General features: G+C 66.7%; 21 protein-coding genes. 16 read left to right on the top strand and 5 right to left on the bottom strand.

Annotation, left to right across the window (positions count from 1 at the left end; all coding sequences use genetic code 11):
* Window positions 1-62 precede the first annotated feature (62 nt).
* Genes ACZ0AJ_RS10660 through ACZ0AJ_RS10645 form a run of 4 tightly spaced genes read left to right on the top strand, consistent with a single transcriptional unit; the run spans window position 63 to window position 4,852 of the window.
* Window positions 63-2,393 carry a bifunctional salicylyl-CoA 5-hydroxylase/oxidoreductase gene (locus ACZ0AJ_RS10660; protein WP_499454411.1) on the top strand — a complete coding sequence of 777 codons (2,331 nt, stop codon included), beginning with the start codon at window positions 63-65 and terminating at the stop codon, window positions 2,391-2,393.
* Between the two features lie 39 nt (window positions 2,394-2,432).
* Complete coding sequence (locus ACZ0AJ_RS10655) at window positions 2,433-3,272, top strand: enoyl-CoA hydratase family protein (protein WP_499454767.1); 840 nt, start codon at window positions 2,433-2,435, stop codon at window positions 3,270-3,272.
* Complete coding sequence (locus ACZ0AJ_RS10650; RefSeq protein WP_499454410.1) at window positions 3,272-4,438, top strand: acyl-CoA dehydrogenase family protein; 1,167 nt, start codon at window positions 3,272-3,274, stop codon at window positions 4,436-4,438. Before ACZ0AJ_RS10655 ends, ACZ0AJ_RS10650 begins: the two co-directional genes overlap by 1 nt.
* A gap of 21 nt (window positions 4,439-4,459) precedes the next feature.
* Window positions 4,460-4,852, top strand: a complete 393-nt coding sequence (locus ACZ0AJ_RS10645; RefSeq protein WP_499454409.1) for a RidA family protein — start codon at window positions 4,460-4,462, stop codon at window positions 4,850-4,852.
* 198 nt (window positions 4,853-5,050) lie between these two features.
* Here the strand turns inward: ACZ0AJ_RS10645 and ACZ0AJ_RS10640 are convergent, their stop codons facing one another.
* Window positions 5,051-6,463, bottom strand: a complete 1,413-nt coding sequence (locus tag ACZ0AJ_RS10640) for an SRPBCC family protein (protein WP_499454407.1) — start codon at window positions 6,461-6,463, stop codon at window positions 5,051-5,053.
* 526 nt (window positions 6,464-6,989) lie between these two features.
* Here ACZ0AJ_RS10640 and ACZ0AJ_RS10635 point away from each other — a divergent pair.
* The gene (locus ACZ0AJ_RS10635; RefSeq protein WP_499454405.1) at window positions 6,990-7,331 is read left to right on the top strand and encodes a hypothetical protein; all 342 of its coding nucleotides are present in this window, start codon (window positions 6,990-6,992) and stop codon (window positions 7,329-7,331) included.
* Between the two features lie 64 nt (window positions 7,332-7,395).
* Here ACZ0AJ_RS10635 and ACZ0AJ_RS10630 read toward each other — a convergent pair whose 3' ends face one another.
* The 4 genes from ACZ0AJ_RS10630 to ACZ0AJ_RS10615 are packed head-to-tail and all read right to left on the bottom strand — an operon-like array spanning window position 7,396 to window position 10,479.
* Window positions 7,396-8,199, bottom strand: coding sequence for an ABC transporter substrate-binding protein (locus ACZ0AJ_RS10630; protein ID WP_499454403.1), 804 nt, complete (start codon window positions 8,197-8,199; stop codon window positions 7,396-7,398).
* Window positions 8,200-8,224: 25 nt separating this feature from the next.
* Entirely contained in the window at window positions 8,225-8,878 is a 654-nt protein-coding gene (locus ACZ0AJ_RS10625; RefSeq protein ID WP_499454402.1) for an energy-coupling factor ABC transporter ATP-binding protein, read from the bottom strand.
* Window positions 8,875-9,582: an ABC transporter permease gene (locus ACZ0AJ_RS10620; RefSeq protein WP_499454400.1), complete on the bottom strand. Its 708-nt coding sequence runs from the start codon at window positions 9,580-9,582 to the stop codon at window positions 8,875-8,877. Before ACZ0AJ_RS10620 ends, ACZ0AJ_RS10625 begins: the two co-directional genes overlap by 4 nt.
* Window positions 9,583-10,479 carry a formate dehydrogenase accessory sulfurtransferase FdhD gene (locus ACZ0AJ_RS10615; protein WP_499454398.1) on the bottom strand — a complete coding sequence of 299 codons (897 nt, stop codon included), beginning with the start codon at window positions 10,477-10,479 and terminating at the stop codon, window positions 9,583-9,585.
* Between the two features lie 235 nt (window positions 10,480-10,714).
* On the opposite strand from ACZ0AJ_RS10615, the gene ACZ0AJ_RS10610 reads away from it, so the two are divergent.
* From ACZ0AJ_RS10610 to ACZ0AJ_RS10560, 11 genes are read left to right on the top strand one after another with little or no spacing between them, the layout of a single operon-like run.
* Window positions 10,715-11,386 (top strand): TorD/DmsD family molecular chaperone, encoded by a 672-nt coding sequence (locus ACZ0AJ_RS10610; protein WP_499454397.1) that lies wholly within the window; start codon window positions 10,715-10,717, stop codon window positions 11,384-11,386.
* Window positions 11,376-11,585 carry a formate dehydrogenase gene (locus ACZ0AJ_RS10605; RefSeq protein ID WP_258834618.1) on the top strand — a complete coding sequence of 70 codons (210 nt, stop codon included), beginning with the start codon at window positions 11,376-11,378 and terminating at the stop codon, window positions 11,583-11,585. The genes ACZ0AJ_RS10610 and ACZ0AJ_RS10605 overlap by 11 nt, the downstream gene beginning before the upstream one ends.
* Window positions 11,586-11,615: 30 nt before the next feature.
* The gene (locus ACZ0AJ_RS10600) at window positions 11,616-14,435 is read left to right on the top strand and encodes a formate dehydrogenase subunit alpha (RefSeq protein WP_499454762.1); all 2,820 of its coding nucleotides are present in this window, start codon (window positions 11,616-11,618) and stop codon (window positions 14,433-14,435) included.
* A gap of 34 nt (window positions 14,436-14,469) precedes the next feature.
* Window positions 14,470-15,141 (top strand): formate dehydrogenase FDH3 subunit beta, encoded by a 672-nt coding sequence (gene fdh3B, locus ACZ0AJ_RS10595; RefSeq protein ID WP_258834616.1) that lies wholly within the window; start codon window positions 14,470-14,472, stop codon window positions 15,139-15,141.
* Window positions 15,138-15,365, top strand: coding sequence for a hypothetical protein (locus ACZ0AJ_RS10590; protein ID WP_499454394.1), 228 nt, complete (start codon window positions 15,138-15,140; stop codon window positions 15,363-15,365). Before fdh3B ends, ACZ0AJ_RS10590 begins: the two co-directional genes overlap by 4 nt.
* A 9-nt stretch (window positions 15,366-15,374) precedes the next feature.
* Window positions 15,375-16,502 (top strand): formate dehydrogenase subunit gamma, encoded by a 1,128-nt coding sequence (locus tag ACZ0AJ_RS10585; protein WP_499454759.1) that lies wholly within the window; start codon window positions 15,375-15,377, stop codon window positions 16,500-16,502.
* 8 nt (window positions 16,503-16,510) lie between these two features.
* Window positions 16,511-16,960 carry a hypothetical protein gene (locus ACZ0AJ_RS10580; RefSeq protein WP_499454390.1) on the top strand — a complete coding sequence of 150 codons (450 nt, stop codon included), beginning with the start codon at window positions 16,511-16,513 and terminating at the stop codon, window positions 16,958-16,960.
* On the top strand, window positions 16,957-17,514 hold the full coding sequence (locus ACZ0AJ_RS10575; protein WP_499454389.1) for a hypothetical protein: 558 nt from the start codon (window positions 16,957-16,959) through the stop codon (window positions 17,512-17,514). The genes ACZ0AJ_RS10580 and ACZ0AJ_RS10575 overlap by 4 nt, the downstream gene beginning before the upstream one ends.
* Before the next feature lie 31 nt (window positions 17,515-17,545).
* A complete protein-coding gene (locus ACZ0AJ_RS10570; RefSeq protein WP_499454756.1) occupies window positions 17,546-17,974 on the top strand; it encodes a DUF3305 domain-containing protein in 429 nt (142 codons plus the stop codon).
* Window positions 17,971-18,597: a DUF3306 domain-containing protein gene (locus ACZ0AJ_RS10565; protein WP_499454754.1), complete on the top strand. Its 627-nt coding sequence runs from the start codon at window positions 17,971-17,973 to the stop codon at window positions 18,595-18,597. Before ACZ0AJ_RS10570 ends, ACZ0AJ_RS10565 begins: the two co-directional genes overlap by 4 nt.
* A complete protein-coding gene (locus ACZ0AJ_RS10560; protein WP_499454752.1) occupies window positions 18,594-20,273 on the top strand; it encodes a 4Fe-4S binding protein in 1,680 nt (559 codons plus the stop codon). The genes ACZ0AJ_RS10565 and ACZ0AJ_RS10560 overlap by 4 nt, the downstream gene beginning before the upstream one ends.
* Window positions 20,274-20,276: the final 3 nt, after the last annotated feature.

The raw sequence follows: 20,276 nt of genomic DNA, 5'->3' as shown, positions 1-20,276 counted from the left end.
CTTGTTGACATGTCAAGCATCGGCGCAGGTAAGATAGGCCCATGTCGGTATCAGGAGAGACCATGAACATCGTCTGCGTCGGTGGCGGGCCGGCCGGTCTGTACGCCGGTCTGCTCATGAAACTGCGCGATCCGCGCCGCAGCGTCACGGTCGTCGAGCGCCACCGGGCCGGCGATACGTTCGGCTGGGGCGTCGTCTTTTCGGACCAGACACTGGGCAATCTGGCGTTGGCCGATGCGCCCAGCGCGCGCGCCATCGAACGCGCGTTCAACCGCTGGGATGCAATCGACGTGCAGATTGGCGGCGCCACCGTCACCTCGCATGGCCATGGTTTTTGCGGCATCGCGCGCAAACGCCTGCTCGGCATCCTGCAGGCGCGCTGCGAAGAAGCGGGCGTGGCGCTCGTGTTCGACACCGACGTGACGGACGAGGTGGCGCTGGCGCGCCGCCATGGCGCCGATCTGGTGGTGGCCGCTGACGGCGTGCACAGCGCGATCCGTACGCGCCATGCCGCCGTGTTCCAGCCTGACGTGCATGAGGGGCGCTGCCGCTACGTCTGGCTTGGCACCCGGCGCCGCTTCGCCGCGTTCACGTTCGCGTTCGAGCCGACCGAGCATGGCTGGTTCCAGGCCCACGCCTACCAATACGATGAGCAGAACGCGACCTTCATCGTCGAGACACTGGAGTCGACCTGGCGCGCCAGCGGCCTGGCTGACATGGACGCCGCAAGCACGCTGGCGTTTTGCGAGCGCCTGTTCGCCAGTCTTCTTGGCGGCGCGCCGCTCCTGACGCAGGCCAGCCGTGGCGGCGCCGCCATGTGGCATCGCTTTGCGCGTTTGACCTGCCGCGAGTGGGTCGGCGCGCTCGACGTCGACGGCCGGCGCGTGCCGCTGGTGCTGCTGGGCGACGCCGCGCACACGGCGCATTTCTCCATCGGCTCGGGCACCAAGCTGGCGCTGGAAGACGCCATCGCGCTGGCCGCCGAACTGCCGGCCGAGCCGAATGGTGGCATCGAGGCCGCGCTGGCACGCTACCAGGCCGCGCGCGTGACCGAAGTGAGCAAGCTGCAAAGCGCGGCGCGCAATTCGACCGAGTGGTTCGAGAACGTGGCTCGCTACAGCGCCATGCCACCCGAAACGTTCGCCTACTCGCTGCTCACGCGCAGCCAGCGCCTGTCGCACGAAAACCTGCGCCTGCGCGACCCTGCCTATATAGAAGGCTTCGAGCGCCGCTTTGCCGTGCAGGCGGCAGCGCAGGCCGGCGTGGCCGCGCCAACGACGTCCACGCCGCCGATGTTTACGCCATTGCGGGTGCGCGACGTGCTGCTCAAGAACCGCGTGGTCGTCTCGCCGATGGCGCAGTACGCGTGCATCGATGGCGTGGCGGGCGACTATCACCTGGCCCATCTGGGCGCACGCGCGCTGGGCGGGGCCGGCCTGGTGATCGCCGAGATGACCTGCGTGTCGGCCGACGCGCGCATCACCCCGCGCTGCCCGGGGCTGTACCTGCCAGAACACACGCAGGCCTGGGCCCGGATCGTCGACTTCGTGCACGCAGCGAGCGACGCGAAGATCGGCATCCAGCTGGGGCACGCGGGCGCCAAGGGCTCGACCCGGCCGATGTGGGAAGGCATCGACCAGCCGCTCGCGCGGGGCAACTGGCCGCTCGTGGCGGCGTCACCCCAGCAATACCTGGCCGGGGTGTCGCAGGTGGCGCGCGAGGCGAGCGAGGCCGACATGGCGCAGATCGAAGCCGATTTCGTGCGCGCCACGCTGGCCGCGAGCGAGGCGGGCTTCGACTGGCTCGAACTGCATTGCGCGCATGGTTATCTGCTCTCGAGTTTTATTTCGCCGCTGACCAACCGGCGCCTTGATGCTTACGGCGGCAGTCTCGAAAACCGCTGCCGCTTTCCGCTGCGCGTGTTTGGCGCCGTGCGCGCGGCCTGGCCGGCGCACCTGCCGATCAGCGTGCGCATCTCGAGCCACGACTGGGTCGATGGTGGCATCACCCCGATGGACGCCGTGGAGATCGCGCGGCTGCTGCGCGCCGCCGGCGCCGACATGATCGACTGTTCGTCGGGGCAGGTCAGCAAGGCCGAGCAACCGGTGTACGGCCGCATGTACCAAACACCGTTTTCGGACCGCATCCGCAACGAGGCCGGCATCGCGACGATCGCCGTCGGTGGCATCAGCGAAGCCGATCACGTCAACAGCATCATCGCCGCCGGCCGCGCCGACCTGTGCGCAGTGGGGCGCCCGCACCTGGCCAATCCCGCGTGGACGCTGAACGAGGCGGCGCGCATCGGCTACACTGGCGCCGCGTGGCCACGCCAGTACGCGCCCGGCAAGCAGCAACTCGAACGCACTCTGGCGCGCGGGCGGCCAGCTACGTGACGGGATCGTCCATTTTTAATGCGTCATCAGGAGCACTGTATGCATGATTTAGCGGGCAATCGAACGGACCTGACCGGCTACGCGGCGCAGCATGTCGGCTTGGCGCTGGATCCCGCGACGCGGGTGGCGACCGTGACGCTCGACCGGCCCGAGCGCAAGAACCCGCTCACGTTCGCCGCCTACGCCGAGCTGCGCGACCTGTTTCGCGCGCTGGCATATGTCGACGACGTCAAGGCGGTCGTGCTCACCGGCGCGGGCGAAAACTTCTGTTCGGGCGGCGACGTGCACGAGATCATCGGGCCGCTGACGCAACTGGACATGCCGGGCCTGCTGGCCTTCACGCGCATGACGGGCGACCTCGTGAAAGCGATGCGCGCCTGTCCGCAGCCGGTCGTCGCGGCGGTGGACGGCGTGTGCGCCGGCGCCGGTGCCATCCTGGCGCTGGCCTCGGACATCCGCTACGCCACGGCGCGCAGCCGCACGGCTTTTCTGTTTACGCGCGTGGGTCTGGCCGGCTGCGACATGGGCGCCTGCGCCTTGCTGCCGCGCGTGATCGGCCAGGGGCGCGCGGCCGAACTGCTCTACACCGGGCGCTCGATGGATGGCGAAGAAGGCGAGCGCTGGGGCTTCTTCAATCGCTTGTCCGCACCGGGCGAGGTGCTCGCAGAGGCACAGGCGTTTGCCGCACAGCTGGCCGCTGGCCCGACATTCGCGCATGGCATGACCAAGAAGATGCTGCAGCAGGAGTGGAATATGGGCGTCGATGAAGCCATCGAGGCCGAAGCGCAGGCGCAGGCCATCTGCATGATGACGCAGGATTTCCAGCGCGCCTACCAGGCGTTCGTGGGCAAACAGCGGCCGCAGTTCGAAGGCAATTGATGGAACCCGATGTTCTCGACTGGCCATTTTTCGATGCGCACCACGGCGTGCTGGCGCGTGAACTCGACGCCTGGGCCGCCGCGAACCTGGCCGATGCGCACGGGGCCGATGTCGACGCCGTCTGCCGCGCACTGGTCGCGCGCCTGGGGCAGGACGGATGGCTGCGCCACGCCGTGGCTGGCGTCGGGCATGGCGGCGCACAGGCCGTGATCGACACCCGCGCCATTTGCCTGATCCGCGAAACGCTGGCGCGCCATGCCGGCCTGGCCGATTTTGCGTTCGCGATGCAGGGCCTGGGCAGCGGCGCGATCTCGCTGTTCGGCAGCGCTGCGCAGCGCTGCACCTGGCTGCCGCGCGTGGCCGACGGCAGCGCGATCGCCGCCTTCGCGCTGTCCGAACCCGCGGCCGGCTCCGACGTCGCCGCCCTGCAATGCGCGGCGCGCCGCGACGGCGATGCCTGGGTGCTCGATGGTGAAAAGACGTGGATTTCGAATGGCGGCATCGCCGACTTCTACGTCGTGTTCGCGCGCACGGGCGAAGCGGCCAAACGCAGCGCGCGTGGCATCTCGGCCTTCATTGTCGATGCGACCACGCCTGGCCTCGAGGTCGCCGAGCGCATCGACGTGATCGCGCCGCATCCGCTGGCGCGCCTCTGCTTCAACGGTTGCCGGGTGCCAGCCGCCTGCGTGGTCGGCGTCGAAGGCGATGGTTTCAAGATCGCGATGGCCACGCTTGACGTGTTTCGCACGTCGGTGGCGGCAGCGGCGCTGGGCTTTGCGCGGCGCGCCATGGCCGAAGCACTGGCGCATGCGCAGGCGCGCCCGATGTTCGGCAAGCTGCTGGCCGACTTCCAGCTCACGCAGGCCCGGCTGGCGCAGATGGCGCTGGAGATCGACGCCGCCGCGCTGCTGACCTACCGCGCGGCGTGGCTGCGCGACAGCGGCAAACGCGTGACAAAAGAAGCGGCGATGGCCAAGCTGGCCGCAACCGAATCGGCGCAGCGCGTGATCGACGGCGCGGTGCAGCTGTTTGGCGGGCAGGGCGTGCAACGGGGCCAGATCGTCGAAGGGCTGTACCGCGAGATCCGCGCGCTGCGCATCTACGAGGGAGCCAGCGAAGTGCAGCTCCTGATCATCGCGCGCGAACTGCTCGCGCCGCAACACTGAGGCCACATGCCCGGAGATTTGATGGAATTCTTGCAACCGCCTGGCTGGCCGCGCCCGAAAGGGTATGCCAATGGCGTTGTCGCGCGTGGCCGGCAGGTGCATGTCAGCGGGATGGTCGGCTGGACGCCGGCAGGCCGGTTCGAGACCGACGATTTCGTCGGGCAGTCGCGCCAGGCGCTGGCCAATATCGTGGCTGTGCTGCAGGAAGCGGGCGCCGGCCCCGAGCACATCGTGCGCATGACCTGGTATGTACTCGACAAGCGCGAATATCTCGATGCCGGGCCGGCGCTGGGCGCAGCCTACCGCGACGTCATCGGGCGCCATTATCCGGCCATGACGGCCGTGCAGGTGGCGGGCCTGATGGAAGACCGCGCGCGCGTGGAGATCGAGATTACGGCGATCATTCCGGATTGAGCGCTGCCCGGACGAACGAATGGCCCCGCTTGGGGGCCATTCATGGTCTTGCGCCGTCGCGCCTGCCTAAACTGCGTAGGGTGGACGGCTATATGCCCTCCACGCGTTCAACCTGCGCCGCCTCAATGGGGTGCAAGAGGGAATTGAACGCGTGGGCGGGATACCCGCCCACCCTACAGTAGGGCAAGCCAGCACAGATCAGCGACGGTTTCCACCACGCGCACCACCGCGTTCGATGAACGCTTTCATCTCCGCCAGGTCGTCATCCATCTGACGCTGCGGATCGACGCCCAGCATGCGCGCCACGCCGTGGCCCAATACGCCTGCTGGTGGCGCATAGCTGATGCGCACCGTTGCGCGCGTGCCGCCATTGACCGACTCGAACGTGACGCTGCCGTCCTGTTCGATTTCCGAGCCCGGCTCGCTGCGCCACGACAGGCGATCCGGACGCGACTGCTCGGTCATGACTGCATTCCATGCGTATTCCATGCCGGCCGGGCCGCGCACGACCCAGTGCGAACGGCGGTGGCCGAGGTCACGTACTTCGGTCACGTGCGACATGAAGCGCGGGAAGTTTTCCACGTCGGCCCAGGCATCGAACACTTCGCGAGGCGAGGCGTCGATGAAGACGCTGTTCTCGACCTCGACCCGGCTTGCGTCGCCGCGGTGACGCAGCGAATCGACCAGATTGCGGCCACGGTCGCTGCGCAGCAGCACTGCGAGCGCGCCCAGACCCAGCAGGGCAACGGCCGGCGAACGGCGCGCCAGGCCGACGATGCTCAGCGCGCTGGTGCCCAGCAGCGCCGAGTTGGTCAGCGTCGGGCCGCGCGAGCCGAAGGCCTGCGTCAGGTGATCGGTCCATTCGCGTACCTGATTGCCCACCTCGTTGGCGCGGGCACGGGCGCCGTTGCCGGCGCTGTGCGCGGCATGCGCCAGGTTTTCACGGGCGATGTCGGCGCGTTCGCGTGCGCGGTCGGCGGCGTCATCGGCGCTGCTGCGGGCCTTGTCGGCAACGTCATTGGCGCTGCTGCGCGCCTTGTCGGCAGCATAGCTGGCGCGGTCGCGGGCATCGTTGGCGACGTGGTGCGCGCGCGAGCGGACGTCGTCCGCGTAATCGCGTGCATCGTCAGCAGCGCGGGCGGCGGTGCTGCGGGCCGAGTCGGCAGCGTGCGACACGCGGTCACGCGCGGTGTCGGCGGCGTGCGAAACACGGTCACGGGCGTAGTCCGCAGCGTGCGAGGCGCGGTCGCGCGCATCGTACGAGGCTTCAGCCAGGCGGCCGCGCGCGCGTTCGAGGCGGTCGCGCGTTTCGTGCGACGCCTCGGCCAGGCGGTCACCGGCAGCGTGGGCGGCGCCAGCCAGGCGCGCGCCGGCGCGCAGGTAGACCGATTCGGCACGCTCGCGCGCCGAATCGAAGCGCTCGCCGGCAGTGTGCAGCGCGTGTTCGAGTTTATCGGCGCCGCGGTGACGCGCGTCGCGCAGTGCGCCCTTGGCGCGTGCACGGCGTTTCGGGCCGCGGTCGGGGTCAAAGGCATACATCAGCAGGGCGCCAGCCACTGCGGCGCCAATCCATTTACCTGCGTTGTTTCCCTGATCGTTCGATTCGTTCATGTCGACTCCTCTCGGTTAGTTGTACTGTGTCGTGATGGACCTTGTTGCCCGGGCGGTGCCGCGGCATAGTCGGTCCATCACTGGTCTGTTACTGACGATTCATCGTGCTTTGCAGCGTCGCTTTGCAGCGTCACTTGCACGCATAAAAAAACGCACCGCTTCGCAGTCATGCGTTGCAGTGCGTTCCGGCGAACCATCACGCGATTCGGGCAAGGCCCGTTGCGCAGTAAATGGTCAGACGACGTGCTTTGTCAGCCTGCTTTTTGCAGGGTCAGTAGCAGTACGCCGTTCTCGAGCTTCACCGATGCGGGAGCGCCTGCGACGCCGTCGGTCTGGTGAAGCCGCGCAGGTATCTGCGTGCATTGCATTGAGCATACACCACGGTTTCGCGTTCCCGGCGTTCGTTTGCCGCGTGGCAATTGACTTGGATTGGGCTTGGCGACAAGCGTGTCACAGACTGTCAGTGGCCTGCGCCGTGCACCACGAGATTCTGGTACGGTGGTTGTAAATGAAACAAGGAGATAACATGAATCACCATATCGTTCGCATGCTGCCCAACTTCGAAGCGACCGAGGCAGCCCGCAATGGCTTGCTGGCCGAGGGCTTCGACGGTGACGGCATTAACGTCAATGTCACCACCGACGAGGCCGGTCCTGCCGAAAGCAATTTCTATGTGGGCGACTCGCCCGCTGTCAAAGGCGGCACCGACTACGAGGACGTCTTCAAGCCCGCCGTTCGCGGTGACCTGTGCATGATGACGGTGACCGTGGCAGAAGCCTTCCAGCTCGAACGGGCTGCCGCCATTCTGGAACACCACGGCGGGATCGACGTCGATCCGGCCCACGGCGCGGCCAGCAGCACCTTCTGACACCGGCAAGGCCAGTACCGCACGGGAGCCCGCGAGCTCTCGTGCGGTACTGGCCACACCGCTGTCAGCGCGCTGGCGGAAAGAACAACTGCTCGCCCGCTGGCTTGAACCCCGTGATCTGACGCTGCCCTTGCGGCGACGTGATCCATTCGATCAGCTGCTGCGCGCCCTTGTAGTTCACGCCCGGGTGCTTCGCAGGGTTGACTGCGATGATCCCGTACGGGTTGTACATCCGCTTGTCGCCTTCGACCACGACCGCCAGGCCCGTCCTGGCCTTGTACGCGCCGTAAGTGGCGCGGTCGGTCAGCGTGTAGGCCCGCATCTCGGCGGCCATATTGAGCACTTCGCCCATGCCCAGCCCGGCCGACACGTAGTTGCTTCCCTGCGGTTTGGCCCCCGCCTGCTGCCAGTAGGCTTTCTCCATCACGTCGGTTCCCGAATTGTCGCCGCGCGAGATGAAGCGCACGTTGGCAGCAGTGATGCGCCTGAAGGCGTCGATCACGTCTTTCGAGCCCTTGATGCGCGCCGGATCGGCCTCCGGTCCCACCACGATGAAGTCGTTGTACATGACGTCGCGCCGGTCCACGCCCCAGCCTTCGGCAACAAACTTGTCTTCCAGCGTGCGGGCATGGACCAGTGCCACGTCAACGTCGCCGTTCTTGGCCAGCTCAAGGGCCTTGCCGGTGCCGACCGCGATGACCTGCACGCGGGCGCCGGTGGCGGCCTCGAAGGCCGGCAGCACCTGCTTGAGCAGGCCCGAGTTTTCGGTGCTGGTGGTGGTCGACAGGCGAATCACGTCCTGCGCCATGGCAGCGGAGCTGGCGAGGGTGGGGATGAGCACGAGGGCGAGGACGACGCGGCGTTTCATGAGGTTCTCCAGGTGGTGGTTGGGATTATCTTGCTTCGAGGCGCCCGTCGCGCAGCTTCAGGCGCTGCACGCCGGGCAGGTTGATCAGATCGCGGTCATGGCAGGCCACGATCACGCTGGCGCCCTGGTCGATCAGGGTCGGGATCAGGGCGATGACCTGTTCGCGCGCCGCGCCATCGAGGTTCGCAGTCGGCTCGTCGAGCAGCAGCAGGCGTGGCTGCAGCACGCGGGCGCGCGCCAGCGCCACGCGCTGCTTTTCGCCGCCGGACAGGCGCGCCGGATCGTTGTCGCGCAGGTGGGTCACGCCGGCCCAGTCCATCGCTTCGTCGACCAAATCATGCAGCAGACGCCGGTCGCCGCCGCGCGCCAGCAGGCCATAGGCGATATTGTGGGCCACGCTGGTGGAAAACATGATCGGATGCTGGTGCACGTAGACGATCGCATTCCGCAATTGCCGCGGGTAAGGGGAGAGCGGCAGGTGCAGGCCATCGAACTCGACGCTGCAGGCAGCGCTGCGTTCCAGGCCACCGAGCATGCGCAGCAGCGTGCTCTTGCCCGATCCGTTGGCGCCGGTCAGCACGTAGGCAGCGCCGGCTGCGATGTCGAGGCGTCCGATATCGAACAGCAGGCGCTCGCCATGGCGCTTGTGCAGCGCGTGCACGGACAGGAGCGGCGTCACAGGCGCGCTCCCGGATTGTGCGCGTCGCCCTGCAACAGCACGAGCACGCCGTTCATTGCCAGCGCCAGCGTGACCAGCACGATGCCCAGCGCGATGCCCTGGGCAAAATCCCCCTTGCTGGTCTCGAGGGCGATGGCGGTCGTGATGGTGCGGGTATGGCCTTCGATATTGCCCCCAACCATCAGCGCGCAACCCACTTCCGAGATCACGCGCCCGAAGCCGCTGATCACGGCCGCCATCACGCCGTAGCGGGCTTCATGCAGGACCGAAAACATCACGCGCAGGCGCGAGGCGCCGTGGGCCAGTGCGGTTTCGGCATAGCGCGGATCGAGCGCCTGCACGGCCGCCAGCGTGAACGCCAGCAGCACCGGCAGGCCGATCAGGCACTGGCCGGCGACGATCCCCGGCTGCGAGAACAGCCATCCCAGATCGCCCAGCGGGCCGCGCCGCGACAGCATCAGGTAGAGCAGCAGGCCGATGAGCACCGTGGGCAGCGACAACGCGGCCTGCGCCAGCCAGACGGCGATGCGCCGCCCCGGAAACCTGTGCATCGCGATCAAGTAACCGAGCACGACGGCCGGGGGCGTGGCCAGGATCAGGCCCGACAACGTGGTCTTGACCGAGACCCACACGATATGCCACAGCGCCGCATCGCCGCGCAGCAGCAACGCGAAGGCGCCGCTCGTCGCCTCGAGCAGGCCCATTCAGGTGACAGGCTCGCCGGCCGGCCGCACCTGTGGCATATCCAGCAGGTGCGGCTCGAATACCAGCCGCTCGTGGCCCGCCACCAGCAGGAAGTGACGGCCGCTGCAGCGTGTCAGCAGGCTCATGCCGACCCGCCCGGCCACCATCTGGCCCATCTGCGTAGTGCCCGAACGCGACAGCAGGAACGGGATGCCCATCTGGGCGCCCTTGATCACCATTTCGGACGTCAGGCGGCCAGTGGTATAAAAAATCTTGTCGGCGCCATCCACGCCGTCCAGCCACATCAGGCCGGCGATCGCGTCCACCGCATTGTGGCGGCCCACGTCCTCGACGAAGTACAGCAACTCGCCATCGCGTGTAAACAGTGCGCAGCCGTGCACCGAGCCAGCCTGCTTGTAGACCGACTGCTGGGTGCGGATGGTCTCGACGATGCGGTACACGCTCGACTGGGTCAGGCGGGCATCCGGCGGCAGCACGATGCTGTCCACTTCATCCATCAGGCCGCCGAACACCGAGCCCTGGCCGCAACCGGTCGTGACGACTTTTTTTGCGGTGCGCTGTTCGATGTCGGCAATGCCGCTGCGGGTGACGACGGCCACCGCGTCGACCGACCAGTCGACCTGGATCGAGACGATGTCGGCCAGCTTGCGCACCAGGCGCTGGTTGCGCAGATAGCCAAGCGTAAGCATTTCGGGCGCGCTGCCCAGCGTCATCAGGGTGACGAGTTCGCGCTTGTCGACATATACCGTCAGGGGGCGCTCGGCGGGAATCGCCAGCACCTTGCGGCGCCCGCGTTCATCGACCGACAGTATGTCGCGGGTAAGGACCGCGCGCGCATCGGACAGCGCCGGCCGGCAGCCGGGCACGGCGTGCACGGTGAGGTCATCGATGGTCAAGCAGCGCCTCCTGTGTTGAATATTTTATAAAAGTATAAGCCGACCCGGCTCGCGCACGGAAGGGGCGGCTGACTTTTACGGATCTGCCATGTGCTGTGGCCAGCACATTCTCGCGGACGGAGATTGATATTCTCAATTGTGCGCCCCGATAATTTCCCGACAACTAAACTGCCGGTAACGTTCAGTTACACCTTGTACCGCGACTTACTCGTAATTACAGGCGACCGACCCTGCAATGCATGCCATCCAGCTCCCTGCCAGCCACGCGCTCCACGCGCCGCCCAGCCCAGATGACCAGGCCCGGGCCGATCTGTACGCCCTTCTGGCGCGCCTGTTGCTCGCACCGCCCGACACGGCGCTGCTCGATGCCCTTGCCAGCAGCACCCCGATCGTCGCACAGGGCGGCGACCCTGCACTCGAGCGCTGCTGGGAGCACCTGACCCTGGCGTCGAGCGTGATGGACGCGAGCGCTGTCGCCGCCGAGTTCGACACACTGTTCATCAGCATCGGCACGCCGCCGGTGGATCCATACGGTTCGCGCTACATCGCCGGCTTCATGAATGACACGCCGCTGGCCGAACTGCGCGCCGACCTGGCGCGTCTGGGTTTGCGCCGTGCGCGTGGCGTCGGCGAGTTCGAAGATCACCTGGGCGCGCTGTGCGAGACCATGCGTGTGCTGATCCTGGGCATGCCGGGCAGCGCGCGCGCATCGATCGAGCAGCAACAACACTTTTTCGAGCGCCATATCGCGCCATGGTGCGAACGTGCACTGGACGATATCGCCGCCGCCGAAGGCGCCAACTATTACCGCCTGGTAGCGCGCCTTGGCGCTGCCTTCCTGGCCATCGAGGCGCAAGCCTTTGAAGTAGGAGAACAAGTCAATGCCCAGAACAATCATGGACGATAAAGAACAGCCTGCCGTGCTGCCCGACCCGGCGCGGCGCAGCTTCCTGAAAGCCGCGCCACTGGGCGCGCTGGTGGTGGCTGGCGCGGCGACCGCCGCCGCGCCCGAGGTCGCGCCGGTTGCGGCCGACCCTGCGGAAAAGCGCGGCTACCACGAGACGGAGCACATCCGTCGCTACTATCAGACGGCTGCCTACTGGTAGCGACGACCCACTATCCAATAGGAACACCCCATGTCCCTGGTCAAGTCAACGCGCGACAGCGCCCTGAAACGGCGCCGCTTCCTCGCTGGTGCCGGCGTCATTGCCGGCGCCGGCGCACTGGGGCGCCATCTGCCCCTGGGCGTCATCGAGCAGGCGCAAGCCGATCCGCTGCCCAATACGCCCGTGCCAACCGAAGTCAAGCGCACGGTGTGCAGCCACTGCTCGGTCGGCTGCTCGGTCGACGCCGTGGTGGCCAACGGCGTCTGGGTACGCCAGGAAGCCGCCTTCGATTCGCCGATCAATATGGGCGCCCACTGCGCCAAGGGCGCCTCGGTCCGCGAGCATGCCTTTGGCGAGCATCGCCTGCGCTATCCGATGAAGCTGGTCAATGGCAAATATGTGCGCATGTCGTGGGACCAGGCCATCAACGAAATCGGCGACAAGCTCCTCAAACTGCGCGAGGAAGCCGGGCCCGATGCGCTGATGCTCATCGGCAGTTCGAAACACAATAACGAGCAAGCCTACCTGCTGCGCAAGTTCATGGCCTTCTGGGGCTCGAACAACTGCGATCACCAGGCGCGCATCTGCCACTCGACGACGGTGGCCGGCGTGGCCCAGACCTTCGGCTACGGGGCGATGACCAACTCGTTCAACGACCTGCACCACAGCAAGGCCGTCCTGTTCATCGGCTCCAATCCGGCCGAGGCGCACCCGATCTCGATGCTGCACTTCCTGCATGCCAAGGAACTGGGCGCCAAGATGATCGTCATCGATCCGCGTTTCACGCGCACGGCGCGCTTTGCTCACCATTACGTGCGGGTGCGGCCGGGCACCGATATCCCGCTGGTCTGGGGCATCCTGTGGCACATCTTCGAAAACGGCTGGGAAGACAAGAAATACATCAGCGAGCGCACGACCGGCATGGACGAAGTGCGCAAGGAAGTGGCCAAATGGACGCCGGACAAGGTGTCGGACATCACCGGCGTGCCCGAGTCGGCGGTGCGCCTGACGGCTGAAATGCTTGCCCTCAACCGCCCGTCATCGGTGGTCTGGTGCATGGGCATTACCCAGCACCACGTGGGTACCGCCAATGTGCGCGCACTCTCGATCCTGCAACTGGCGCTGGGCAATATCGGTGTCCCGGGTGGCGGGGCCAATATCTATCGCGGCCACGACAATGTGCAGGGCGCCACCGACGTGGGCCCGAACGGCGATTCGCTGCCTGGCTATTACGGCCTGGCCGAGGGCGCCTGGAAGCACTTTGCCGAGGTCTGGGGCGTCGACTACGAGTGGATCAAATCGCGCTTCGGCTCGAAAGAGCTGATGGAAAAGCCCGGCATCACGGTGTCGCGCTGGTTCGACGCCGTCAACGAGCAGAACCAGTTCATCGACCAGCCGAGCAATCTGCGCGCGGTGTTCTACTGGGGCCACGCGCCCAATAGCCAGACCCGCCTGCCCGACATGAAGGCGGCGATGCAAAAGCTCGACATGATGGTGGTCATCGATCCGTATCCGAGCATGACGGCGGCGATGCATGGCCGCACCGATGGCGTCTACCTGCTGCCGGCGGCCTCGCAGTTCGAGACGCAAGGTTCGTGCACGGCGTCGAACCGCTCGATCCAGTGGCGCGAACGCGTGATCATGCCGCTGTTCGAGTGCAAGACCGACCACGAAATCATGTACCTGTTCGCCCGCAAGCTGGGCTTTGCCGACCAGCTGTGCAAGACCATCAAGGTCGTGCACAACGAGCCGGTGGTCGAGGACATCCTGCGGGAAATCAACCGCTCGTGCTGGACCATCGGCTACTCGGGCTGTTCGCCCGAGCGGCTCAAGCTGCACATGGAAAACAAGCACACGTTCAACCCGACGACGCTGCGCGCCGATTCGGGACCGTGCAAGGGCGATTACTACGGCCTGCCGTGGCCGTGCTGGGGCACCCCCGAAATGAAGCATCCGGGCACGCCGATCCTGTATGACCTGAGCAAGAGCGTGGCCGAGGGCGGCCTGCCGTTCCGGGCCAACTGGGGCGTCGAGCACAATGGCGAGAGCCTGCTGGCGGCCGACGGTTCGGCCAACAAGGACAGTGAACTCGACGTTGGCTATCCCGAGTTCGACCACGTGTTCCTGAAGAAGCTGGGCTGGTGGGCCGAGCTCACGCCGCAAGAACAGGCCATGGCCGAAGGCAAGAACTGGAAGACCGACCTGTCCGGCGGCATTATCCGCGTCGTCATCGCGCACGGCTGCGCGCCGTTTGGCAATGCGCGCGCCCGCTGCAATGTCTGGAACTTCCCCGATCCGGTGCCGGTCCACCGTGAACCGCTGGCCTCGCCGCGGCGCGACCTGGTCGCGCAATACCCGACCTACGACGACAAGGCCAACCACTGGCGCCTGCCGACGCTGTACAAGTCGGTGCAGGCCGTCGATTTTTCCAAGGACTTCCCGCTGATCATGACGTCCGGCCGTCTGGTCGAATACGAGGGCGGGGGCGAGGAAACACGCTCGAATCCATGGCTGGCCGAACTGCAGCAGAACATGTTCGTCGAGATCAACCCGAGCGACGCGGTCCAGATCGGCGCCAAGATCGGCGAGTACGTCTGGCTCGAAACCCCGACCGGGGCGCGCATGAAGATGATGGCGATGGTGACCGAGCGCGTGCCGGTGGGCCTGGTGTGGGCGCCGTTCCACTTCGGCGGCTGGTGGATGGGCGACGACCTGAAAGACAACTACCCGGAAGGCGGCGCGCCGATCGTGCGCGGCGAGGCAATCAATACCGGCTGGACGTACGGCTACGACGCCGTGACGATGATGCAGGAGACCAAAGTGTCGCTGTGCCGCGTGGTACGGGCCTGACGCGACCATCAGGAGAAATACGATGAGCGCAAGAATGAAATTCATTTGCGACACCGAGCGTTGCATCGACTGCAACGGCTGCGTGACCGCCTGCAAGAACGAGCACGAACTGGCCTGGGGCATCAACCGGCGCCGCGTGGTGACGATCAATGACGGCATCCCGGGCGAGCGTTCGGTGTCGGTCGCCTGCATGCACTGCACCGATGCGCCGTGCCTGGCGGTGTGCCCGACCAACTGCATCTACCACACCGAAGACGGCATCGTGTTGCACAGCAAGGACCAGTGCATCGGTTGCGGCTACTGCTACTACGCCTGCCCGTTCGGCGCGCCGCAGTTTCCTGAAACGGGCCTGTTCAACCACCGCGGCAAGATGGACAAGTGCACGTTCTGCGCGGGCGGTCCCGAGCCCGACACGTCCGAAGCCGAATTCAAGAAGTATGGCCGCAACCGCATCGCCGAAGGCAAGCTGCCTGCCTGCGCCGAGCAGTGCGGCACCAAGGCGCTGCTGGGTGGCGAAGCCAACATCATTGCTGACATCTATCGCCAGCGGGTCGAAACGCGCGGCTACGGTCCCGAACTGTGGGGCTGGAAAATCGCTTACGGCAAGCCCAAGCGCGGTGGCCAGATCACGAACAAGGGCAATCTGCCACGCGTGAACCAGAAGGCCAACGATTCCCAGAACGATCCGGGGAGGTTCCCGACATGACCCATTGCATCCGCATCCTCAAGGCCTGCGCGCTGGCCGCGTCCCTGCTGCTGACCGGCTGCCTCGAAGTGGACCAGCACCCGCACTGGATCGCGGGCGAGTACGCCGGCAAGCCGGACGACCGCCATTTCCAGCGCCGCTTCCACAATGACCGGCTGGCATGGTGGGCCACGGTCGAGAACCGCAACGGCAAGCAGAACGAGTACAACCGCGCCAATCCCTGAGGAGACATCATGCGAGCCACTTCCAATGCGCTGCGCGCCATGCTCTGTCTGGGGCTGCTGGTACTGGGCGTACTGATGGCGCCTGGCGCCTGGGCCCAGGGCAAGAATGAACGCGCCACGCCCGCCTATGCCGAAGAGCAGACCATGTTGCAGATCGAGGCCGACTCCCGCGTGCCCGATCCGGGCCTGCTGTCGACCGATTCGGGCCGCGTGCACATGGACCGCCATTACCTGGGCCAGTACGGCACCAAGGAGGGCAATGTGATCGTCCAGCGCGGCGGCAATACCTGGCGCCACCTGCGCAACGGCCCGCTGGCCACCATCGCGGGCTTCATCCTGCTCGGCGTGCCGCTGGCGATCTTCGTGTTCTACAAGACGATCGGTCCGGCCGAACCGCAGCCCGAATCGGGCCGCAAGCTCCAGCGCTTCAACCGCTGGGAGCGCCAGGTGCACTGGGCCACGGCGTTTGCCTTCGTCGCGCTGGGCGTCACCGGCATCATCATCATGTATGGCAAGAACATCTTCCTGCCGTGGATGGGCCACAACCTGTTCTCCTGGGTCGCGATCCTCTCGAAGTACCTGCACAACTTCGTCGGCCCGCTGTTCGTGATTTGCTCGATCCTGATGTTTGCTACCTTCTTGAAGCGCAATTTCTATAACCGCGCCGACTGGCTGTGGATCAAGAAGGGTGGGGGGCTGATTACCCATGAGCACGTGCCAGCCGGTTTCTTCAATGCCGGCGAGAAGGCCTGGTTCTGGGGCGGTGTGGCCCTGCTGGGACTGATCGTGTCGGTCTCCGGCCTGGTGCTGGATTTTGCGGTGGGCCAGACGCGCTACGTGATGCAGGTGGCAAACGTGCTGCACGTGACGGGCGCGGCGCTGTACATGGCGTTCACGATGGGGCACGCATTCATCGGCACGGTCGGCACGCCCGGCGCCTACGAAGGGATGCGCCACGGCACCGTAGACGAGAACTGGGCCAAGGCGCACCACCGCTTGTGGTACGAGCAAATGAAAACCGGCGTGCCGCCCGGCCTGGACAAGGACGGCAACGTGATTCCTGGCGCAGGCGCGCCGGCGCAGGAGGGCCGTGTCGCTGGTCCCGGACCCCGTCCGCAACCGGGCCCGGCCCACTAAGGACTGCCATGAACCAACGTTCTCATTTGATACTTGCTGGCGTGGCCGCATGCTGCGCCTTGCTCACCGGTTGCCAGCGCGACCGGCCGGCCGCCTCGGACGGCGTCATCCAGACCGGCTACCCGGGCCAGGTGACTGCGGGCGGCGGCAGCAGCGGCCAGGTAATGGCGCGTACGGCGCGGCCTGAAACCGACGCGACCTACGCCGGCGGCACGCCAGGCATCGCCGGCGGATCGGGCGGCAATACCAGCGGCGCAGAAACGGGCGGCACGACGCAGGAGTCGGGCCAGGGACCATCGAGCGGCACGACCCAGCCCACCAGTGCCGGCCGGGCAGGAGCGAATCTGCAGTCGGGCGATACCGGTGGCGCCACGGCGCCTGCGGCAAACCAGCCGGCGCCCGCTGCCAGCAATGCGGCGCCGCAGGGGCCGGCAACGCGCCAGACGGAGGGGAAATGACGAACCAAGCCATCCTGAAGCTGATCCTGAAGCTCAAATTTGTGGCCGGCATGGGGCTGGCCGCGACCGCGATGGCGGCGCTGCCACCGCCATCGCCAAAGCAGGCGCAAGCGGCCGCAGCCAAGAAAGCCGAGGCCGACGCCAAGGCGGCCGAAGAGAAAGAACGGCTCGCGGCATCGATGGACAGGGTCAGCAAGCACTGGCGCGAGCGCGCCGCAAGCGAAGGGTTCCGGATCGTGCCGCCCACGGCGCTGGCCAGCGCCGCACCCGTACCGGCACGGGCAGCATCGGACGTCACGCCGCCCGGGGCCGGCATCCCGGCGCCAGCGCCGGCCAATGCTGCGCCCGGTACGGCGGCAGCGGCGCCGGCCACTGGCGCAGCGCCACGCAGCGTGTACGCCCTGCGCGCGGCGACGGTGCCGATCAAGAGTGAAAAACTGGGCACGGCGCGGCCAAGCGAGGACGTCAAGCGCGCACCGACGCCGAGCCTGCCGCGTGGCGCCGCGCCCACCGTCAACCGGCCCGGTGTACCAAACGACGCCCACAAACAATGAAAGCCTGGACCCCGTCATGAAAATGGGAAGCATGCCCGTTGCATTCATCATGCAACGCCGCGCCGTGATGCATAAATGGGGCGCGATGGACAGCTGGAGCGCCGTCGGCGTGGTGCCCGACCGCGGCGGCCTGGCCGCGTTGCAGATGCTCAGCAAAAGCCCCGAGCGCGACTATTACCTGGTGTCGGGGATCGAGCTCGAACTCTACACCGACGAAAACGAAGGCTATTACGAGAACATCATGGCGCCCGACTCGAAGGTGTTCGTGCTGTGGCGCATGGTGGACGGACGCGCCATGCCGGCGCGCGCCTCCGTCAGCTATGTCGAAGGCACGCGCATGTTCGATTCGGGCGAGGACGCCGACGGCGTGACCATGCCGGCCGAGATCTATCAGTGGGTGGCCAGCTACCTGCGTGACAATTTCACGCCGCGCCCGCGCAAGGGCCGGCAGCACGGATGAGCGATACCCCGATGCCCGAAGAAGGTTTTTTGCGGCGCTGGGCGCGCCTGAAAGCACAGCCTGAGCCGGCGCCTGCCGATGCGCCGCAGCCCCAGGCCGCCGCTGTTCCGCCTGCGTCGCAGCCGGTGCAGCAACCCCCGGCCACGCCGACCGGGGCGACCGAACGGTCGGCGCCGACGCTGGAAGACGTGGCACTTCTGACGCCCGAGTCGGATTACGCCGCGTTCGTCGCCAGCGGCGTCGACCCGGCCGTAAGGCGCCTGGCGCTCAAAAAACTGTTTGCCGACCCGAACTTCGCCGTCATGGACGGCCTGGATATTTATATCAGCGATTACACCAAGGCGTCGCCGCTCACCGACGCGATGCTCGCTTCGCTCAAGCATGCTCCCAATGTGCTCGACCGCCTGTTCGGCAAGAGCGACGAGCCGGATGAGGCCGCAGGCCCCGAGACACCGCCAGACGACACGCTTGCCGTATACGACGAGGCGCCTGCGCCATCCCCTGTAACGATGGACGCCGGCATGCACCAGGCTACTGAAGCCGATGCCGTGCCCGCGCCCATGCCCGTACAGCTTGCCGACATGCCGCAAAGTGCACCTGCATCACCACAAGGAACGAGATGACAATTCGACTCAGCGACGGTATGCCCGTCGCCCCTGTCCAGCAACAGCATGACGCGCTGGCGCGCCGCGCCGCGCTGCAGGTACTGCACGCATTTCCCGATGTTGAACCGGTCGCCACGGTCGAGTACCGCTCGACGGGCCGCACCCTCGTGGTCGGCGCCGCCCGCGATGCATTGCCACTGGCCGAACGCCTGGCGATGGTGCTGCCGGTCACCGTGCTACTGCTCGACGAACCCGATGGCGTGGCGCGTCTTTTTCCGGTGCACGCCGCGCGCACGGTGGCGCTGGCCGGCTGGCTGGGCGCATTCGAGGCGCGCTGGCAGGCGCCGGGCCAGCCGGTGGGCGAGGGCAGGTTCGATCTCGTGCTCGATTTGTGCCCGGTGCGCCTGATCGACAGCCACCAGCGACCACATGGCTATCAGGCGCCTGGGGCGGACGGGGAGGCGCGCCTGGCTGCCGTCGAGACACTGCTCGAGATGGTGGGCGACTTCGAGAAACCGACCTACTTCAGCTACAAGGAGCGTATCTGCGCGCACGGGCGCAATGGTATCAAGGCCTGCAGCGCCTGCGTCGACATCTGCTCGGCGCGCGCCATCGTCAGTGCTGGCGACAAGGTCCGGGTCAACCCTTACCTGTGCGCCGGCTGCGGCGCCTGCGGGACCGTGTGCCCGACGGGCGCGATGCGCTACGCGTATCCGCCGGTACCGGTGACTGGCAAGCAGATCCAGGCGCTGCTGCACGCGTATACCGATGCCGGCGGCGCGCAGCCCGTCCTGCTGCTGCACGATGCGTCCGGCCAGGCCGCGCTCGATGGGCTGGGCGATGCAATCCCGGGCCGGGTGCTCACGTATCCGCTGCACCACGTGGCTTCGACCGGCATTGACGTCTGGCTGGCCGCGCTGGCCTATGGCGCGGCCGGAATCTCGATCCTCTGTACGGGCGACGAGGCGTCGCAGTACGTCGAGGCCTTGAGCCACCAGATGCAGATCGCCCAGACCGTACTGGATGGCCTGGGTTACGCCGGGCCGCATTTCCAGCTGATCCGGGTCGACGCTGCAAACGGCGACACGGCGCAGGAGCTTGCGCTGGCGCTGCGGCATGCGCCGCGCGGCGATGCCCCGAGCGCGCCGGCCCTGTTCCACCTGTCACCGGAAAAGCGCACCACGCTCGATTACGCGCTCGACCACCTGCACCGGCACGCGCCGCTGCAGCCGCAGCATATCGGCCTGCCGGCAGGCGCGCCGTTCGGCGCGCTGGCGCTCGACCGCAAGGCGTGCAGCCTGTGCATGTCGTGCGTGGGCGTGTGTCCGTCCGCAGCGTTGCAGGACGGGCAGGGCACGCCGCAACTGCGCTTCATCGAGAAGAACTGTGTCCAGTGCGGGCTGTGCGCCAATACCTGTCCCGAGAATGCGATCACGCTGGCGCCGCGCATGTCGTTCGCGCCCGAGCGCATGCAGGCGGTGGTCATCAACGAGTCGCAGCCGTTTCACTGCATCCGCTGCAGCAAGGCCTTCGGCACGCTGCACATGGTCGAGAACATGCTGGGCCGGCTCGCGGCGCATCCTGCCTTCACGGGCAATCTGGATCGCCTGAAGATGTGCGGAGACTGCCGTGTGGTGGACATGATGACGCCGACCGACGAGATGCAGGTGACGACGCTCAGGCGCACCTTGTAGGTC

Source organism: Telluria sp. AC161 (assembly GCF_979258535.1).
This window is presented reverse-complemented; position numbering and strand designations above follow the sequence as displayed.

Coding starts and splice junctions, on each gene's coding strand:
- ACZ0AJ_RS10660 (WP_499454411.1), top strand. CDS start 63: ATGAACATCGTCTGCGTCGGTGGCGGGCCGGCCGGTCTGTACGCCGGT.
- ACZ0AJ_RS10655 (WP_499454767.1), top strand. CDS start 2,433: ATGCATGATTTAGCGGGCAATCGAACGGACCTGACCGGCTACGCGGCG.
- ACZ0AJ_RS10650 (WP_499454410.1), top strand. CDS start 3,272: ATGGAACCCGATGTTCTCGACTGGCCATTTTTCGATGCGCACCACGGC.
- ACZ0AJ_RS10645 (WP_499454409.1), top strand. CDS start 4,460: ATGGAATTCTTGCAACCGCCTGGCTGGCCGCGCCCGAAAGGGTATGCC.
- ACZ0AJ_RS10640 (WP_499454407.1), bottom strand. CDS start 6,463: ATGAACGAATCGAACGATCAGGGAAACAACGCAGGTAAATGGATTGGC.
- ACZ0AJ_RS10635 (WP_499454405.1), top strand. CDS start 6,990: ATGAATCACCATATCGTTCGCATGCTGCCCAACTTCGAAGCGACCGAG.
- ACZ0AJ_RS10630 (WP_499454403.1), bottom strand. CDS start 8,199: ATGAAACGCCGCGTCGTCCTCGCCCTCGTGCTCATCCCCACCCTCGCC.
- ACZ0AJ_RS10620 (WP_499454400.1), bottom strand. CDS start 9,582: ATGGGCCTGCTCGAGGCGACGAGCGGCGCCTTCGCGTTGCTGCTGCGC.
- ACZ0AJ_RS10610 (WP_499454397.1), top strand. CDS start 10,715: ATGCATGCCATCCAGCTCCCTGCCAGCCACGCGCTCCACGCGCCGCCC.
- ACZ0AJ_RS10605 (WP_258834618.1), top strand. CDS start 11,376: ATGGACGATAAAGAACAGCCTGCCGTGCTGCCCGACCCGGCGCGGCGC.
- ACZ0AJ_RS10600 (WP_499454762.1), top strand. CDS start 11,616: ATGTCCCTGGTCAAGTCAACGCGCGACAGCGCCCTGAAACGGCGCCGC.
- fdh3B (WP_258834616.1), top strand. CDS start 14,470: ATGAAATTCATTTGCGACACCGAGCGTTGCATCGACTGCAACGGCTGC.
- ACZ0AJ_RS10590 (WP_499454394.1), top strand. CDS start 15,138: ATGACCCATTGCATCCGCATCCTCAAGGCCTGCGCGCTGGCCGCGTCC.
- ACZ0AJ_RS10585 (WP_499454759.1), top strand. CDS start 15,375: ATGCGAGCCACTTCCAATGCGCTGCGCGCCATGCTCTGTCTGGGGCTG.
- ACZ0AJ_RS10580 (WP_499454390.1), top strand. CDS start 16,511: ATGAACCAACGTTCTCATTTGATACTTGCTGGCGTGGCCGCATGCTGC.
- ACZ0AJ_RS10575 (WP_499454389.1), top strand. CDS start 16,957: ATGACGAACCAAGCCATCCTGAAGCTGATCCTGAAGCTCAAATTTGTG.
- ACZ0AJ_RS10570 (WP_499454756.1), top strand. CDS start 17,546: ATGCCCGTTGCATTCATCATGCAACGCCGCGCCGTGATGCATAAATGG.
- ACZ0AJ_RS10565 (WP_499454754.1), top strand. CDS start 17,971: ATGAGCGATACCCCGATGCCCGAAGAAGGTTTTTTGCGGCGCTGGGCG.
- ACZ0AJ_RS10560 (WP_499454752.1), top strand. CDS start 18,594: ATGACAATTCGACTCAGCGACGGTATGCCCGTCGCCCCTGTCCAGCAA.